Genomic DNA, 17341 nt, shown 5'->3' with positions numbered 1-17341 from the left:
GAAGGGCCTGACATGACGACGGAACACCTTCATGAGCCTTGCGCCGAACCTTTCTGAAATCATCGCCCGCGCCCGCGCGGACATGCGTATGGGCGTGCCAGTGGTGCTCCGCTCCGAGGCCGGACATGCGCTCGCCGTCGCCGCCGAAGACATTTCTTCCGAACGTCTCAGAGATCTTCGCGAGCTGGGCGACGTCTATATGGCGATCACATCCCGGCGCGCGGAAACCCTCTCCGCCCGCGCCTATGACAGTGATCTCGCCCGTCTCATTCTGCCCTCAGATGCCGATGTCGAATGGATCGCCGCCGTGGCCGATCCGGCGGACGATCTGACCCATCCGATGAAAGGCCCGTTCCGCTCGCTTCGCGGCGGCAATGCGATCTGCGCCCGCGCCGCGATTGCACTGGCAAAATCCGCGCGCCTTCTGCCCGCCACCATCATGGTCGATGTCGAGAATGGCTATGATATCGCAAGCGCCAACGGGCTGACCGTCCTCCCGGTCGAAACCGCCCTGCCCCTGATGGCCGATCTCGCGCCGCTGCATGACATGGTCCATGCCCGCGTGCCTTTGATCGCCGCCGAGAAAAGCCGCGTCCATGTTTTTCGCCCCGATGATGGCGGCGAGGAACATTACGTTGTCGAGGTTGGCCGCCCGGATCGCAGCAAGCCCGTGCTGGCGCGCCTCCATTCCGCCTGTTTCACCGGCGATATCTTTGGCTCGCTGAAATGCGACTGCGGCCCGCAGCTTCACGCCGCCCTCTCCCAAATGGGCGAGGAAGGTGAAGGCATTCTTCTTTACCTGAACCAAGAGGGCCGCGGCATCGGCCACGCCAACAAGATGCGCGCCTACTCACTTCAGGATCAGGGCTTCGACACGGTGGAGGCCAACCACCGGCTCGGCTTTGAAGACGATGAACGCGATTTCCGCATCGGCGCGGCGATTCTCAAGGAGTTGGGCTTTGGTGCCGTGCGCCTTCTGACCAACAACCCGAAGAAGATCGCCCGGATGGAAGATCAGGGCATCACCGTCACCGAACGCGTGCCGCTCAAGGTCGGGGAGAATCGCTTCAACGAAGCCTATCTCGCCACCAAGGCCCGCAAATCGGGACATCTGTTGTGATGTTCAAAGCCACCGACATCGTCGTCACCCGTTGGGGCGCGCGGTTTCTCGGGCGGCGCTTCCCCTGCTCCATCGGCAAGGGCGGGATCTCGGACAGCAAACGTGAAGGCGACGGCGCCAGCCCGCGCGGCAGTCACACCATGCCCGCGCTTTATTATAGGGCCGATCGCATTCCCGCCCTAAACGGCACAAAAATCAGGCCCGGCGATCTCTGGTGCGATGCGGGCGATCATCCCGCCTACAACCACCTCGTGCGCGCGCCTTTCAAAGCCAGCCATGAAAACATGCGCCGCGCAGATCGGCTTTACGATCTGGTGATCATCACCGATTGGAACTGGCCCGATGCCACGCCCGGCAAAGGCTCCGCCATTTTTGTCCATCGCTGGCGCAAACCGCGTCACCCGACCGAAGGCTGCGTCGCCTTCCGCGCCGATCACCTGCGCTGGATCGCGGACCGGATCACCCCCGCTACTCGGCTGGTGATCCGATAGTCGGTACGTTCAAGGTCCGACGGAAGTCCGACAAAAGTCCGACGCTTTGCCGACAGTGCGATTCGTCAGGAATAAGCTCGCTCGCCGAAGATCGCGGAGCCGACACGAACATGAGTCGCACCCTGCGCAATCGCGGTTTCGAAATCGCCGGACATGCCCATCGAGAGCCCCGAGAGCTGATTCCGCTCCGCGATCTTTTTCAGAAGCGCAAAGTGAAGCGATGGCTCTTCCTCAGCGGGCGGAATGCACATCAGACCTTCGATCGCGAGCCCCAGATCGCGGCATTCCTGAATGAAACCATCCGCATCCGCAGGCAAAATGCCAGCCTTTTGCGGCTCTTCGCCTGTGTTCACCTGTATAAAGAGACGCGGGCAGTGGCCCAACTCCTCGGAGAGGCGCGCAATGGTTTTGGCGAGCTTCGGGCGATCCACCGTGTGAATCACATCAAAAAGCTCCATCGCCTGCCGCGCTTTGTTGGTCTGAAGCGGTCCGATCAGATGAAGCTCCACACCGTCGAAGCGCTCCTTGAAGGCCGGCCACTTCCCAGCCGCCTCCTGCACCTTGTTTTCCCCGAACACGCGCTGGCCCTCTTCAAGCACAGCTTCCACCCGTTCATTGGGCTGAACCTTGGAAACGGCAATCAAAGTCACACTGTCCGATGCCCGCCCGACACGTTCTACCTCTTTCGCCACACGGCTCTTGATCTCAGCAAGCCCCATATCTGCCTCCTTTGGCGGTGCGCCCTACATTCCTTGGATTTCTTATGCCGCCCGGCACATCCCATGCAACAGGTGTGTGGCGTCTTTGCATCATTTTCCAGAGAGCTATGTCGCTGACCTCGCGTTTTCTTGACCCAAAGCGCAGTTCGGCGCATTTCTCTCGCCATGTGTCGGGTAAGCCGGCATGCCTGATATTCAAAATCCACGAGGGAAACGATGAAAAATATCCTTCTTTCTTCCGCAGCTATCGTCCTGCTCGCAGGCGCAGCTTCCGCAGAAGTAACCTGGTCCGGCGACGCTGAGATCGGCTACAACGACGACTTCGAAGGCGGCTTCTACTACGACGCCGGCCTCTACGTGAACCTCTCCCAAGAGCTGAACAACGGCTGGACCGCGTCCGCGTCTCTCGATATCGACCTCGAGTCCGACGAGGACGACACCTTCTCCATGGGCACCGTTGACTCCTCTGACTGGGTTCTGTCCATCTCCAACGACATGTTCGGCCTGTCCTTCGGCGACGTTGACACCGCTTACGCGTCCTTCTCCGGCGTTGGCGCTCTGTACGACAACGACCTGTTCGCTCCGGCCGACGCCGCTGACGACTACGAAGACTACCTCGCTGACGACAACAACGCCACCGGCGGCATCCTCGTGACTGCAGAATACGCTGGCCTGTCCATCGCGGCATCCTCGATCCTCGTCGACGAAGATTTCACGTTCGCAGACGGCACCACTGCAGGCGACGCGGGCGACACCGGCGAAGGTGACAAAACCAACGGCGAGCTCAAATACTCCCAAGTCGCTCTGTCTTACGACTTCGGCATGTTCGACGCCGGCCTGCTCTATGCAGAAGACGTACTGTTCGATCTTTCCGGCGTTGAAGACTTCGGCCTGTCCGATGTCGGTGAAGACGACATGATCGTTCTGAACCTCGGCGCATCCTTCGGCGGCGCTGACTTCAACCTGTCCTACATGGATTACGATGCTGGCGTGACCGGTGTTGGTCTTGATGTGTCCTACCCGATCGGTCCGGTGACCCTCGGCGCTTATTACGTCTCCTATGACTTCGACGACGCATCTGCCACCGAAGATGACGCATACGGCGTGTCCGTGGACTACTCCGACGGCCCGATCACCGTTGCTGCTTACTACGAAGAAATCCTCGGCGAAGCTGAATACGCTGTTGAAGGTGCTTACGACTTCGGCTTCGGTCTGGTTGTGACCGCTGGTTACATCGACGGCGACGACGATGTTGCAGACGACGACTTCGCCTCCTACATCGTTGCTGAATACGACCTCGGCGGCGGCGCTTCCTTCCTCGCATCCTACGCTGATGCGAACTCGGATGCTGCTGAATCCACCGACGACATCGACACCGGCATCGGCGGCTACGAGCTGTACTCCGGCGCCACGCTGGCTCTGTCCTTCTCCTTCTAATTCTTAGAAGTTCAGAAGAACAAAAGATTGGGCCGTCCTTCGGGGCGGCCCTTTTCTGTTTTCGGCGAATCTTCCCCGCAACTCAGCGCACTTGAGGCCTTGTCCCTTCGCGGCTCGGGCGATACGGTTGCCCCAATATCTTGAGAGGGAGCGCTTGATGTTTCGCCCAACCCATATACTGGCCACCTCGCTGGCCGCGATGCTGACGCTTTCGGGCTGTGGCGCCTTTGATTCCGTTGGCTCTGTCGGGGACAGCTTTGGCTCCCTGCCGTTTTCGGGCGGCAAAAAGGAAACCGTGGTCACCGCGGACGGCACGACCGAGACGGTCGACACGAAATCCACCGGACAGGTCGTCGAGATTCCGAATGGCGAGACCATCGTGATTGAACAACCGAACCGCCGCACGATTTTTGGCGGTGGCCGTGGCTCCGTCTCTGATGCGGTGCAGGTCAACAAATACATCTGGAACGCCGCGCTTGACGTGCTCTCCTTCCTGCCGGTTCAGGAAGCCGATCCGTTCACAGGCGTCATCATCACCGGGTATGGCACGCCTCCGGGGGGTGGCCGTGCCTATCGTGCGGTGGTCCATGTCACCGACCCGGCTCTGGACGCCCGTGCGCTCAACATTTCGCTCTACACCAAGGGCGGCGCGGTGAGCCAAGAGACCATTCAAGCCGTCGAGGATGCGATCCTCACCCGCGCACGACAGCTGCGCACCGGTAAATAAGCGCAAACAAGGCCTCTGGACCCCGGAGAGCCAAGGATTTATGACCACGCCGGGCCTGTCAAAAGCCCGGCGTTTGTCTGAGACGAAGGATGCAACCATGAGCCGCTACGCGCCCAGCGAGATCGAACCGAAATGGCAGTCTGCCTGGAGTGACGCGGAAGCGTTTCTCGCCAAACGGGACGAGAGCAAGCCGAAGTATTACGTGCTTGAGATGTTCCCCTACCCGTCGGGCCGCATCCACATCGGTCACGTCCGGAACTACACCATGGGCGACGTGGTCGCGCGCTACAAATCCTCGACCGGGTTCAACGTCTTGCACCCGATGGGCTTTGACGCCTTCGGGATGCCTGCGGAAAACGCCGCGATGGCCTCCGGCGGGCATCCGAAAACCTGGACCTACAACAACATCGACACGATGGTCGATCAGATGAAGCCTTTGGGGCTTTCGATTGACTGGACCCGGATGTTCGCGACCTGCGACACGGAGTATTACGGCCAGCAACAGGCGATGTTCCTCGACATGCTGAAAAAGGGTCTGGTCTATCGCAAGAACGCGACCGTGAACTGGGACCCGGTCGATATGACGGTTCTGGCGAACGAACAGGTGATCGACGGCTGCGGCTGGCGTTCCGGCGCGCCGGTGGAGCGCAAGGAACTCACCCAGTGGTTCTTTAAGATCTCCGACTATTCCGAAGACCTTCTGGAAGCCATCGACCATCTCGACAACTGGCCGGACAAGGTCAAAACCATGCAAAAGAACTGGATCGGCAAATCGCGCGGTCTTCAGTTTGCCTTCTCCGTCACCGAACCGACCGCACATCACGACCGGATCGAGGTTTACACCACCCGTCCCGACACGCTGATGGGCGCGTCTTTCGTGGGCATCTCCGCCGATCACCCGCTGGCCAAGGAACTGGCAGAGCAGAACCCGGAGATCGCCGCCTTCTGTGAGGAGTGCCGCAAAGGCGGGACCACCGAGGAAGCCATCGAGAAGGCCGAAAAACTGGGCCTCAACACCGGGCTGACCGTGCGCCACCCGTTCGACACCTCTTGGGAACTGCCGGTCTATATCGCCAACTTCATCCTGATGGATTACGGCACCGGCGCGATCTTTGGCTGCCCGGCGCATGACCAGCGCGACTTTGATTTCGCGACCAAATATGGCCTGCCGATCAACTATGTCTTTGCGCCCACCGAAGGGGAGCTGAACGAGAGTGAGGCCTTTGTTCCGACGAAAGCCGAAACCGTCAAATACATCCGTGGCTTTGCGGGAGCAGAGATCCAGACCGGTGAAGAAGGCGTCAACACCGCCGTCGACTTCTGCGAAAGCAACGGCGTCGGCCATGGCGTGACCAAGTTCCGCCTGCGCGACTGGGGTCTGTCCCGTCAGCGCTATTGGGGCTGCCCGATCCCTGTCGTCCATTGCGAAAGCTGCGGCGTGGTGCCGGAGAAGAAAGAGAACCTGCCGATCGAGCTGCCGTTCGACGAGGACGGCAAGGCGATTGATTTCTCGATCCCCGGCAACCCGCTGGACCGTCACCCGTCCTGGCGCAACACGACCTGTCCGAACTGCGGCGGCGCAGCTCTGCGAGAGACCGACACGATGGACACGTTTGTCGACAGCTCTTGGTACTACGCGCGCTTCACCGCGCCGCATGCCACGACACCGACCGTGAAGGAAGACGCCGAGTATTGGATGAACGTCGATCAATATATCGGCGGCATCGAACACGCGATTCTGCACCTCTTGTATTCCCGCTTCTTCGCCCGTGCGATGAACGAGACCGGGCATCTGCCCGACAGCGCGCGCGAACCGTTCGATGCGCTGTTCACGCAGGGCATGGTGACCCACGCGATCTACAGGACGGTGGGTGCGGATGGACGTCCGAAGTATCACTACCCGGAAGAGGTCGAGCTGCGCGACGGCAAGGGCTACTTGAACGACGGTACGGAAGTTGAAATCGTGCCCTCCGCCAAGATGTCCAAATCCAAGAACAACGTGGTGGACCCGGTCGAGATCATCAAACAATTCGGCGCAGACACTGCGCGTTGGTTTGTACTCTCTGACTCCCCGCCCGAACGTGATGTGGAATGGACCGCCTCCGGCGCCGAAGCCGCCAGCAAGCATCTTGGCCGTGTCTGGCGTCTGGCCGCCGAACTGGACGGCGCTCCGGAAACCGGCAAGGGCGATGAGGAGCTTCTCCGCGCCACGCACAAAGCCATGTTCGAGGTCACGCAAGGCATCGAAAGCTTTGGCTTCAACGCCTCTATCGCGAAGCTCTACGGCTTCACCAACACCATCGCGAAGTCCACGGCAGGCCGTGAGGCAAAACGCTTTGCCCTCAAAACGCTGGCGCAGCTGATGTCCCCGATGACCCCGCACCTCGCGGAAGAAATGTGGTCCCTGCTCGGCGGCGAAGGCCTGATTGCCAAAGCACCTTGGCCTGTCCCGGAGGAAGCGATGCTGGTCGAGGACACCGTGACGCTGCCGATCCAGATCAACGGCAAACGCCGCGACGAAATCTCTGTTCCCAAGGATATGCCGAAGGAAGAGGTTGAAAAGCTGGTGCTGGAAAACGATGCTGTGAAAAAGGCGCTCGATGGCGGGTCGCCGAAGAAACTCATCGTCGTACCGGGCCGCATCGTCAATGTCGTCATTTGATCGCAGAACTTTCCTGATCTCGCTCGCAGCCCTCACGGGCTGCGGCTTCACCCCGGTTTACGGACCGGGGGGCACGGGCGCTGCCCTGCGTGGCAAGGTTGAGATCAAAGCTCCGAGCAACCGCGCAAGCTACGCGCTCTCCAACCGTTTGATCGATCAATTCGGACCCGTTGAGACGCCGCTCTATCGGTTGAACTACACGATCAACACCAGCAAAGAGCCCATCGGCATCACCCGCGATCAGGATATCACCCGGTATCACATCACCGGACGGGTCTCTTATACCCTGAGCGATCTGTCCTCCGGGCGGGTTCTGGCAAAGGATACCGTAAAATCCTTTACCGCCTATTCGGCGACGGGCTCCTCGGTCGATACGCTCTCCGCGTCGCGCGCGGCCTATGACCGGTTGATGGTGATCCTCGCAGACCAGATGGTGAGCCAGATCCTTGCCACGGCAACGCCCTCGCCAGCCGAATGAAACTCGCCGCCCGAGACGCCATCTCCTATTTCGCGAAACCCGATCCGGGCAAGGCTGGCGTGCTGCTCTACGGCCCTGACGCCATGCGGATCGCGCTGCGTCGCCAAGAGGTGATCGAAGGGTTGATCGGCAAGCAAGGCGAAGAGGAAATGCGCCTCACCCGCATCGCGGGCGGCGAGCTTCGCAAGGACAAGACGCTTCTGCTCGACGCCATTAAGGAACAGGGGTTTTTCCCCGGTCCTCGCGTCGCCTTTGTCGAAGATGCTACTGATCAGGTTTCTGAGACGGTCAAAGACGCGCTGTTCGACTGGCGCGAGGGGGACGCGCAGATCGTTGTCACGGCGGGCAGCCTCAAGGCCTCCTCGAAACTACGCAAACTGTTCGAGGGCCATCCCTCCGCCTATGCCATCGCGATCTATGCCGACCCGCCGTCACGGGCGGAGATCGAGGCGACGCTGAACAAGGCCGGGGTTAAGAATATCTCCCGCGAGGCAATGACCGACATCGAGGCGCTGGCCCGCGTGCTCGATCCCGGCGATTTTCGCCAGACCCTCGACAAGCTGTCGCTCTACAAGTTCGAGGATGACAGCCCCGTCACCAGCGAAGACATCCAGAATTGCGCCCCCGCCACGACCGAAGCAGAGGTGGACGACGTACTCAACGTGGTCGCCGAAGGGCGCGCCAATGAGTTGGGGCCGCTGATGGTTAAAATTGCGGGGCAAGGGATTGATCCGGTCGCCCTCTCGATCTTCACCATGCGCCATTTCCGAAGCCTGCACGCCGCCGCCTCGCACCCGAGTGGCGCCTCTGCCGGCATCGCCGCCGCCCGCCCGCCGATTTTCGGCCCGCGCCGTGACCGCATGACCCGGCAGGCCTCGAACTGGGGCATGTTCAAACTTGAGACCGCCCTCGGCATTCTGACCGACACCGATCTGACGCTGCGTTCCTCGTCGCGCGCGCCGACAATGGCAGTGATGGAACGCACGCTGCTCCGGCTTGCCATGTTGGCGCAACGCCGCTGATCGGAAATCGCGCGGGCGACAGGGATTGTCTTGCGGCGAGATCACCCCAGATTGGGCGAAAAGGAGCCGCACATGATCCCTTATTCCCTTCTTGATCTTTCCCCCGTTCCCGACGGCGTTTCCACCGTACAGGCGCTGAAAAACTCTGTCGATCTGTCCCAGCACGCCGAAACCTGGGGCTTTAACCGCTACTGGCTGGCCGAACATCACAACATGCCGGGGATCGCGTCTGCGGCCACGGCCGTGGTGATCGGGCATATCGCCGGGCATACCTCCCGCATGCGGATCGGCTCCGGCGGGATCATGTTGCCGAACCACGCACCGTTGCAGGTGGCGGAGGCCTTCGGCACCCTGCGCGAACTTTACGGCGACCGCATTGATCTTGGCCTCGGGCGCGCACCGGGGACCGATATGCCGACCGCGCGGGCGCTGCGCCGCAATCTCATGCCCGGACACGCCAATGGCGAAACCTTCCCGCAGGATGTGCAGGAGTTGATGGCCTATCTGGGTGACATGCCCGACGACGCGCCGGTTCGCGCTTTCCCCGGAACAGGCTCCCATGTGCCGATCTGGATGCTCGGCTCCTCAACTTATGGCGCCGAACTCGCTGCACTTTTGGGCCTGCCCTACGCCTTCGCTTCGCATTTCGCTCCGGCAGCACTCGATCAGGCGGTGCAGATCTACCGCGACATGTTCCGCCCGTCTGAATATCTTGATGCGCCCTATTTCATGCTGGCGACCAATGTCTTTGCCGCTGAGACGGAAGCTGAGGCAATCTACCTGCGCTCTTCGATGATGCAGACCTTCGCCAATCTGCGGATGGGCCGTCCCGGCAAGCTGCCGCGTCCGGTCGAGGATATTTCCTCGGTCGTGCCCGCGCGCTTCCTGCCCTCGCTCGACGCGATTTTCGCGGTGTCTGCCACCGGCACCCCGGCGATGGTCAAGGATAAGATCGGCGCGCTGATTGAACGGTATCAACCGCAGGAAGTCATCTTCGCGGCCAATATTCACGATCACGGCAAACGGCTGCGCTCTTTCGAGATTGCCGCGGACGTTATGAAATCGCTCTGAGCGCGCCCTGCCCGGCCAGACGCCCGGTGGCCAGACAGGCGGTCAAAAGATAGCCGCCTGTCGGGGCATCCCAATCGAGCATCTCTCCCGCACAGAAAAGACCCGGCTTTGTGCGGGATTCGAGCCTTTCCATGAGACTGTCAAACATGACCCCGCCCGCAGTCGAAATGGCCTCATCCATCGGGCGCATCCGGGCTCCGGTCATTTCCAAGGCCTTCAAAGCTCCGAGCAGATCATCCGGCTGCGGCCCTGCAAACTCCATCACAAGCGCGATCTTTTCGGGGGACAGCCGCAGTGCGCGTTTCAGGAATTTCGTCAGCGTTTCTTTCGATTTGCGCTGGATTAGGGTCTTTTGAAGCTTTTCAACATTCCAATCCGGCAGGAGATCGACGGTCAACTGCGCACCGTCGCGCAGCCCCCGTGTGACGCTGTAAATCCCGCCGCCTTCAAGGCCGCGCTGTGAGATCACAAACTCCCCCCGGCTTTCATAGGCTCCGGCAGTGAGCTTCACACCTTTGACCGGATTCCCGAAATGCCGCTCCATATGCGGCGTCCAATCGAGCAGTAGGCCGACGTTCGAGGGCGCGAAAGGGGCGATTTCGACATAGGGGGCGACCATGTCAAGCCAATCACCTTTCGAGCCTAATCTGGCCCAACTGGCCCCACCCAACGCGAGAATGACGGCTTTGGGCTTGATCTCGCGACGACCTTCCGGCGTCTCGAAAACCACAGTGTCACCAAGCCCCGTCATCCGCCAATTCCGCCGCAGCATCACGCCTTGATCTTCAAGGCGCGCAAGCCAGGCGCGCAACAAGGGAGAGGCTTTCATGACCTTCGGAAACACACGTCCCGACGAGCCGGTGAACATCTCCTGCCCAAGCCCTTCGGCCCAAGAAATCGTCTCTTGCGGCCCGAAAGCCTCAAGGGCGCTCTGCAACACCGGATGCAGCGGGGCATAAGCCGTCAGGAAACGGTCCAAGGGGTCATCCTTGGTCAGGTTCAGCCCCGACTTCCCCGCCATAAGAAATTTGCGCGCGGGCGAGGGTTTCCCCTCCGCGACCAAAACCGAATGGCCCTGAGCGGAAATCACCTCCGCCGCCATCAAACCGGCTGGCCCCGCCCCGACGATCAACACGTCAATCTGTTCGACCTTGTCACGCACAATCAGATCATCGCCTTGATCGCAGCGACATGCTCAGCCGCAGCAGCCAAAGGCGCTTCCGCCAACTCGGCAATCACCGCAGCCTGCTCAGCAGCAGGCACCAGACGGTCAACAAGCCCCCAAGACAAAGCGTCCTCCGCCGTGATCTTTTGCCCGGACATCAAGATCATCTTGGCCCGCGCCGGTCCGATCAGCGCTGCCATGCGTTTGGGATCAGACGGTTGCGGCAGAAAGCCCAGCTTCATCACCGGGTAGAAGAATTTCGCCCCCGGATCGGCGAGCCGCAGATCACAGGCCAAGGCCATCCCGAAAGCGCCCCCCGCCAATGTGCCGTTCATCGCCGCAATGGTCAGGCAAGGCAGGTTGGCAATCGCAGCGGACAGCTCTTCCCAAAGCGGCGAGGTCGCAAGCCCCGCCCGCGCCTCATCGAGATCGGCTCCCGCAGAAAACACCTTTCCGCGCCCGGTCAGGACCAGCACCTTCGCGCTCTCCGCCGCCTCTCCGGCAATGGAAATCAGGTCTGAGAGCATGGCCGAGGTCAGAGAATTGGCCTTCTCGGGCCGGTTCAGGGTCACAGTCCAAAGCGCGTCGTCGCGGTTCACCTCGATCATGCGATCAACCCCAGCTCGCGGCGGAACGCCTCGTCGCGCAGTTGCAACTCCTCACCCAGATGGGCGTCGGCCTCCGCCCCGCACATCCACAAAAGCGCTTGAGCCGGCCATTCGGGCGGAATGTGATCGGACCACTCAAGCTTGCTCACCGCATTGATGCCCGACGCTTTGATCTCCCGCTGCATTTGGGTCGCAACCGTTCCCGGAGACAGGCCCATCGCGCGAATGCCATGTCCGCGGTCTTCAAGATCAAGCATAGAGGTCAACATCGCGGCCCCGGCTTTCGAACTGCAATAGGCGCTCCAGCCTTCGACCGGACGATGCCCCGCCCCGGAGGATACGGTCAACACCGTCCCGCCCCCGCGCGCCACCATCCCCGGAACGATCCGGCGCATGGCATAGAAAACGCCTTTGACATTGATGTCGATGAGCCGCGACCATTCGTCCGGGTCCACCTCCGAAAGCGCGCCAATCGGATCGATCACCCCGGCGTTGTTGACCAGAATATCGATAGGACCGAGCTGCGCTTCGACCTTCGACACAGCCTGATCCATCTCTGCGTAAGAGGAAATATCGCAAGGCACGGCCAGGGCTTGAGACCCTATTTCGCCTGCAATACGCTCAATTTCTTTGGCACTTCTGGCGATCAGGGCGACTTTCGCGCCCTCTGCGGCGAACAGCCGCGCCGTGGCCTCCCCGATGCCCCGGCTTGCCCCGGTGATCAGAGCGGTCTTTCCATTGAGCTGCGACATGAGCGGGCCTCCCGTAAAACTCCGGAGAGTTTATGCCGTGAACCGCGTGGTTTCCAGTCTTGACCCTCCGCGCAAAGCACGAAACTGTGCGCGCAAATGTTCAAGGAGATTATTCATGCGTTCCATGTTTTGGGCCACCGCTCTCACCACGACCTGCCTGACAGCCGGTCCCGTTTTCGCCGATGTCACGCCGGAGGATGTCTGGACCTCCTATCAAAACATGATGGCCAGCATGGGCATGACCTCCGAGGCCGAGACCAGCCGCGAGGGCGACACTCTGGTCGTGCGCAACATGGTCTACAGCATGAACATCGAGATGGGTGAGGCGCAAATCTCCGATAGCACCATTGCCCCGGAAATCCGCTTTCAGGAACGTCCGGGCGGCAAGGTTGCGATGTGGTTCCCGGAGCCGATCAGTTCGGTCATGATCGCCCCTCTCGACGCCGACGACGAAACCATCGAGACGCGCTCTTCGATCAGCTATGAAGGCGAAGCAATCGTTTCCGGCACACCCGACGATATGCTTTACACCGTTGAAAATGCGGCGATGACGATGATCTCCGAACCGGTCGAGGTCGACGGCATGACCGTGCAGCCGGGCGTTACCGGGAAACTGGCGGGCATCTCCGGTACCTCGACGCTCACGCAGGACAAAGACACACTGTCTTCGGACATTGATATGACCGCAGCCAGCTTGTCTTATACCATTGATCCAATCGAAGACACCGATGGGACGACCGTAGAGATGGGGTTTGTCGCCAATTCCCTCGCGATCGATGGCCGCATGCTCATGCCGCAAATGCAGCATGAAAATGTCTTGGCGGCCCTCATCGGCGGCAGTGACATGGACGTCACATTGAGCGCAGAAAACAGCGCCACCTCCGTCAAACTCAACGGCGCTGACCCGAGCGGAGCAATGGATATCCTTGCCAAAACCGGAACCTCCTCGCTCGATATGACGCTCAAAAATGGCACCTTCGGCTATGACGTCGCGGCTGCGGATTTCGCAACGACCGTCGCTGGGGCACAAATTCCGGGCGGTCAGATCGCCATCACGATGAGCGAATATTCCGGCGGATTTCTTTTCCCGCTGGCCGCCTCTGACGAGGTGCAACCTTTCAGCGCCAAGATCGGCCTCAAAGATCTTGTGCTGCCGGAAATCGCTTGGATGATCGCCGACCCGCAAGGGCAATTGCCGCATGATCCGGCAAGCCTTCGCCTTGCCTTCGAAGGCACGCTGAAAAGCGATATTGATCTCTTCGACTTCGATGCCCTGATGGCGCTTGAAGAGGCTGGCGCGGAAGAGATGCCGTTTGACATCAAAACCCTCGCTCTGCCCGATCTCTACCTCGCGCTTGCCGGCGCGACCGTGTCCGGCAACGGCGCAGGTCATTTCCTCGACGCCGCCCCTGCCGTGCCCGGCGGCATGCCGCCCTTCGCGGGCAAACTGAACCTGACACTGAACGGCGTGACCGACCTGATCGACAAACTGTCGAATTCGGGCCTCATGCCGCCGGAAACCGCCATGTCGGCACAGATGATGCTTGGCCTCTTTGCCCGCCCCGGCGCGGAACCGGGCGAGTTGGTGTCGGAAATCGAGATGACCGAAGACGGTTCCATCCTCGCCAATGGCATGCCGCTGCCGTTCTAAAGCATCGCTCTAAAACCATCGGGCCGCTTGCGCAGAACGCGTGGGCGGCCTAATTCCATCTCAATGAGATGCAGACAGACACACCCCGGAGGCACGCCATGGCAGAACATCTTTCAGAACTGACCGAGGCGTTGCTTGATGCGGCGAAAAAGGCGGGGGCCGATGCTGCCGACGCTTTGGCCATTGATGGCACGTCCCTGTCGATCAGCGTCCGCGAAGGCGCGCTGGAACAGGCCGAACGCTCAGAAGGCGTCGATATCGGCCTGCGCGTTCTGATCGGGAAACGTCAGGCCTGCGTGTCCGCCTCCGACACCCGCCCCGAAACACTCGCCACCATGGCGGAACGCGCGGTGACCATGGCGCGGCTCGCGCCCGAAGACCCGACCGTCGGGCTTGCCGATCCGAGCCAGATCACCGACCGCACCGACATCAGCGCGCTGGAGATGTTTGATCCCTCCGCGGAACCCTCTCCCGATGCGCTCAAAGACGATGCCCTGCGTGCCGAGGCCGCAGCCTTGGCCATCGCGGGCATCACCAAGACCGAAAGCTCCGCCGCCTATGGCAAACGCCGCATTCATCTGAGCGCCACCAACGGGTTCTCCGGCGGCTACACCCGCACGGACCGCATGATTTCCACCATGACCATCGCGGGCGAAGGCACTGGCATGGAACGTGACTATTATGGCGACAGCCGGATTTTTGGCGCGGATTTGCCCAGCCCGGAAGAGGTCGGGCAAAAGGCGGCCGAACGGACGCTGGCGCGGATGGGTGCGAAAAAGCCGAAGACCGGCGCCTACCCGATCCTGTTTGACGAGCGGATTTCTTCGTCTCTGGTCGGGCACCTTCTGGGCGCGATCAACGGCACCGCGATTGCACGCGGGGCAAGCTGGCTGCGCGACGCGATGGGGACGGATGTCTTGCCGAAAGGCCTCTCGCTGATCGAAGATCCGCACCGCCCACGCACCTCCGGCTCCAAATTGTTCGATGCCGAAGGTCTGGCGACCCAACAGCGCATGATCGTGGAGAACGGCGTGCTGCAAAGCTGGGTGCTCGATCTTGCCACCGCCCGCAAGCTTGGGCTCGAAAGCACCGGGAATGCGGCGCGCGGCGTCTCCTCCCCGCCCTCACCCTCCGCAGGCAATATGGCGCTGACGCAGGGCGACAAAAGCCGCGAAGAGTTGATCCGCGAGATGGGGACCGGACTTCTGGTCACCGGCATGATCGGCGCGTCGATCAACCCGACCACGGGCGATTATTCGCGCGGCGCGAACGGCTTCTGGATCGAGAATGGCGAGATCGCCTATCCGGTCAATGAATGCACCATCGCGGGCAATCTGCGCGAGATGCTGATGACGCTGACGCCCGCCAATGACGCCCGTCTCCACCTGAGCCGGGTTGTGCCCTCTCTTCTGGTGGAAGGGATGACCCTTGCTGGCGACTGACGATCTGGAGCTTCTGATCGAAGCCGCACGCAACGCGGGTGAGATCGCCAGACCCTATTGGCAGGCGGACCCAGAGGTTTGGGACAAGGGCGGCGGACAAGGCCCGGTGACCGAGGCCGATCTGGCCGTGGACCGGATGCTGCATGAATATCTGCTCTCCGAGCGCCCGGAGTATGGCTGGCTGTCGGAAGAAACCGTCGACACCACCTCGGAACGGCTCGGCAAGGAGCGCGTCTTCATCGTGGATCCGATCGACGGCACCCGCAGCTTTATCCATGGTGATCACAACTGGGCGCATTCGCTCGCCATCACCGAAGAGGGCGAGGTGATCGCCGCCGTGGTCTACTTGCCGCTGCGGGATCGTTTGTTCTGCGCCATCAAAGGCGGCGGCGCGTTTTTGAACGAGACCCCGCTCATGACCGGAAAACGATGCGATCTGGACGGGGCGACAGTCTTGGCCCCGCGCCAACATCTGGGCGATGAACACTGGCACGGCGGCGCACCGAAGTTCATTCCCAAATACCGCCCCTCTCTTGCCTACCGGCTGACGCTTGTGGCGCAGGGGCGCTACGACGCGATGTTCACGTTTCGCAAGACCTGGGAATGGGATGTCGCTGCCGGCACGTTGATCCTGTCCGAAGCTGGCGGGCAAGTGACCGATTTGAACGGCGTACCACCCGTGTTCAATCAGGAAGTGCCGCAACTTGACGGTATGGTGGCGGGATGCCCGCAACTGGCGCAGGGCATCCTCGCACGGCTCAAATAGAGCGCCTTATTTATAGTCTTCCATATCCTCTGCCACGGCACGGGTCATCGCAGCGATGATATCCGGGTCGGCGGCATGGACGCGCGACCAGTTCGGAATGAACGGCGTTTCCATCGGGTTTTCCAAGAACACGTTGCCCGCCTGAATGATATTGTTGGCGAACAGTTCCACCGCCTGTTCTTCGACATGGCGATCCACGTGCAGGCCGTTCATGCGGGCGTCGTTGAAATAGGTCTCGATCAGATCGAGCGCGCCGCGATAGTAGGTGGCTTTGATGGAGCGGAAAATCTCTTCGGAGAAGACCGTGCCATCCGCCGCAAGCTTACGGTACAGCGCCTTGCAGATATCGACCGACATGCGCGACAGGCCCTTGGTCGCATCTTCCTGCGACAGGTCCTGGTGCTTGTGGTCGTAGCGGTCGGACACTTCGACCTGACAAACCGCGCGCGGGCTGAGGTTGCGCCAGGCTTCTGAGAGAAGACCAATCTCAAGCCCCCAGTCGGACGGAATGCGCATATCCGGCAGGATCGAGGTCCGCATGGCGAATTCTCCAGCGAGCGGATAGCGGAAATCGGCAAGGAAATCGAGGAAGTCCCGCGGCCCAAGCACTTTGGACAGGGCATGGATCATCGGGGTGACCAGCAACCGGGTCACGCGCCCGTTCAGCTTGCCATCGGCCACACGCGGGTAGAAGCCTTTGGACATCTGGTAGGGGAAGGTCGGGTTCGCGACCGGATAGATCAGGCGCGCCAGCATATCCGAGGAATAGGTCACCACGTCACAGTCATGCACGGCGACCACGGCGCTGTCGGCGCGGGAAATCGTGTAGCCGATACAGAACCAGACATTGCGACCCTTGCCCGGCTCGGAGGGCGACAGATCAAGCTCTTTCAACCGCTTGTCCACGGCCTGAAGACGCGGCCCGTCGTTCCACAGAACAACGTGATCAGCTTTGAGTTTGGAGAAGAATTTGCGCGCGTAGCGATATTGTTCTTCGGTGGCGCGGTCGAGGCCGATGACGATGCGGTGGATGAAGTCCACCTTGTTCAGCTCTTCGATGATATTCGGGAGCGCTTCGCCTTCCAGCTCGGAAAACAGCGACGGCAGGATCAGCGTGATCTTGCGGGACGAGGCAAAGGCGTTGAGCTCACGGCTCAGGTCTTCTTCGGAATTGATACGCAGGTTATGCAGCGTCGCCACATGTCCGCCCTGATGAAAATCCGCCATGTC

General features: G+C 60.9%; 16 protein-coding genes. 11 read left to right on the top strand and 5 right to left on the bottom strand.

The window, feature by feature from the left end; translation table 11 throughout:
• The first annotated feature begins 31 nt into the window (after window positions 1-31).
• On the top strand, window positions 32-1120 hold the full coding sequence (ribA, locus tag ACYBHZ_RS05015; protein WP_460273105.1) for a GTP cyclohydrolase II: 1089 nt from the start codon (window positions 32-34) through the stop codon (window positions 1118-1120).
• On the top strand, window positions 1120-1611 hold the full coding sequence (locus ACYBHZ_RS05010; RefSeq protein ID WP_460273104.1) for a L,D-transpeptidase family protein: 492 nt from the start codon (window positions 1120-1122) through the stop codon (window positions 1609-1611). Before ribA ends, ACYBHZ_RS05010 begins: the two co-directional genes overlap by 1 nt.
• 65 nt (window positions 1612-1676) lie before the next feature.
• Here the strand turns inward: ACYBHZ_RS05010 and ACYBHZ_RS05005 are convergent, their stop codons facing one another.
• Complete coding sequence (locus tag ACYBHZ_RS05005; protein WP_460273103.1) at window positions 1677-2330, bottom strand: YggS family pyridoxal phosphate-dependent enzyme; 654 nt, start codon at window positions 2328-2330, stop codon at window positions 1677-1679.
• A 216-nt stretch (window positions 2331-2546) separates the two neighbouring features.
• On the opposite strand from ACYBHZ_RS05005, the gene ACYBHZ_RS05000 reads away from it, so the two are divergent.
• The 6 genes from ACYBHZ_RS05000 (at window position 2547) to ACYBHZ_RS04975 (ending at window position 9727) form a co-directional block, all read left to right on the top strand.
• Window positions 2547-3767, top strand: a complete 1221-nt coding sequence (locus tag ACYBHZ_RS05000) for a porin (RefSeq protein ID WP_460273101.1) — start codon at window positions 2547-2549, stop codon at window positions 3765-3767.
• Window positions 3768-3924: 157 nt separating this feature from the next.
• Window positions 3925-4494: a DUF3576 domain-containing protein gene (locus ACYBHZ_RS04995; RefSeq protein ID WP_460273100.1), complete on the top strand. Its 570-nt coding sequence runs from the start codon at window positions 3925-3927 to the stop codon at window positions 4492-4494.
• Window positions 4495-4591: 97 nt separating this feature from the next.
• Window positions 4592-7156: a leucine--tRNA ligase gene (gene leuS, locus ACYBHZ_RS04990; protein WP_460273099.1), complete on the top strand. Its 2565-nt coding sequence runs from the start codon at window positions 4592-4594 to the stop codon at window positions 7154-7156.
• Window positions 7143-7634, top strand: a complete 492-nt coding sequence (gene lptE / locus ACYBHZ_RS04985; protein ID WP_460273098.1) for an LPS assembly lipoprotein LptE — start codon at window positions 7143-7145, stop codon at window positions 7632-7634. Before leuS ends, lptE begins: the two co-directional genes overlap by 14 nt.
• Window positions 7631-8656, top strand: a complete 1026-nt coding sequence (gene holA / locus ACYBHZ_RS04980) for a DNA polymerase III subunit delta (protein ID WP_460273097.1) — start codon at window positions 7631-7633, stop codon at window positions 8654-8656. Before lptE ends, holA begins: the two co-directional genes overlap by 4 nt.
• A 72-nt stretch (window positions 8657-8728) precedes the next feature.
• On the top strand, window positions 8729-9727 hold the full coding sequence (locus ACYBHZ_RS04975; protein ID WP_460273096.1) for an LLM class flavin-dependent oxidoreductase: 999 nt from the start codon (window positions 8729-8731) through the stop codon (window positions 9725-9727).
• Here the strand turns inward: ACYBHZ_RS04975 and ACYBHZ_RS04970 are convergent.
• Genes ACYBHZ_RS04970 through ACYBHZ_RS04960 form a run of 3 tightly spaced genes read right to left on the bottom strand, consistent with a single transcriptional unit; the run spans window position 9711 to window position 12252 of the window.
• Window positions 9711-10889: a TIGR03862 family flavoprotein gene (locus ACYBHZ_RS04970; protein WP_460273094.1), complete on the bottom strand. Its 1179-nt coding sequence runs from the start codon at window positions 10887-10889 to the stop codon at window positions 9711-9713. The genes ACYBHZ_RS04975 and ACYBHZ_RS04970 overlap by 17 nt on opposite strands.
• A gap of 2 nt (window positions 10890-10891) precedes the next feature.
• Window positions 10892-11500, bottom strand: a complete 609-nt coding sequence (locus ACYBHZ_RS04965; protein ID WP_460273093.1) for an enoyl-CoA hydratase/isomerase family protein — start codon at window positions 11498-11500, stop codon at window positions 10892-10894.
• Entirely contained in the window at window positions 11497-12252 is a 756-nt protein-coding gene (locus ACYBHZ_RS04960; protein ID WP_460273092.1) for an SDR family oxidoreductase, read from the bottom strand. The genes ACYBHZ_RS04965 and ACYBHZ_RS04960 overlap by 4 nt, the downstream gene beginning before the upstream one ends.
• A 115-nt stretch (window positions 12253-12367) precedes the next feature.
• Here ACYBHZ_RS04960 and ACYBHZ_RS04955 point away from each other — a divergent pair, with 115 nt between their 5' ends.
• From ACYBHZ_RS04955 to ACYBHZ_RS04945, 3 genes are all read left to right on the top strand, one after another.
• A complete protein-coding gene (locus ACYBHZ_RS04955; RefSeq protein ID WP_460273091.1) occupies window positions 12368-13903 on the top strand; it encodes a hypothetical protein in 1536 nt (511 codons plus the stop codon).
• Between the two features lie 98 nt (window positions 13904-14001).
• Complete coding sequence (locus ACYBHZ_RS04950; RefSeq protein WP_460273090.1) at window positions 14002-15345, top strand: TldD/PmbA family protein; 1344 nt, start codon at window positions 14002-14004, stop codon at window positions 15343-15345.
• On the top strand, window positions 15335-16111 hold the full coding sequence (locus ACYBHZ_RS04945) for a 3'(2'),5'-bisphosphate nucleotidase CysQ (RefSeq protein WP_460273190.1): 777 nt from the start codon (window positions 15335-15337) through the stop codon (window positions 16109-16111). Before ACYBHZ_RS04950 ends, ACYBHZ_RS04945 begins: the two co-directional genes overlap by 11 nt.
• A 6-nt stretch (window positions 16112-16117) precedes the next feature.
• Here ACYBHZ_RS04945 and ACYBHZ_RS04940 read toward each other — a convergent pair whose 3' ends face one another.
• Window positions 16118-17338: a glycosyltransferase family protein gene (locus ACYBHZ_RS04940; protein WP_460273089.1), complete on the bottom strand. Its 1221-nt coding sequence runs from the start codon at window positions 17336-17338 to the stop codon at window positions 16118-16120.
• Window positions 17339-17341 lie beyond the last annotated feature (3 nt).

The organism is Celeribacter sp. ULVN23_4 (assembly GCF_054788345.1).
This window is presented reverse-complemented; position numbering and strand designations above follow the sequence as displayed.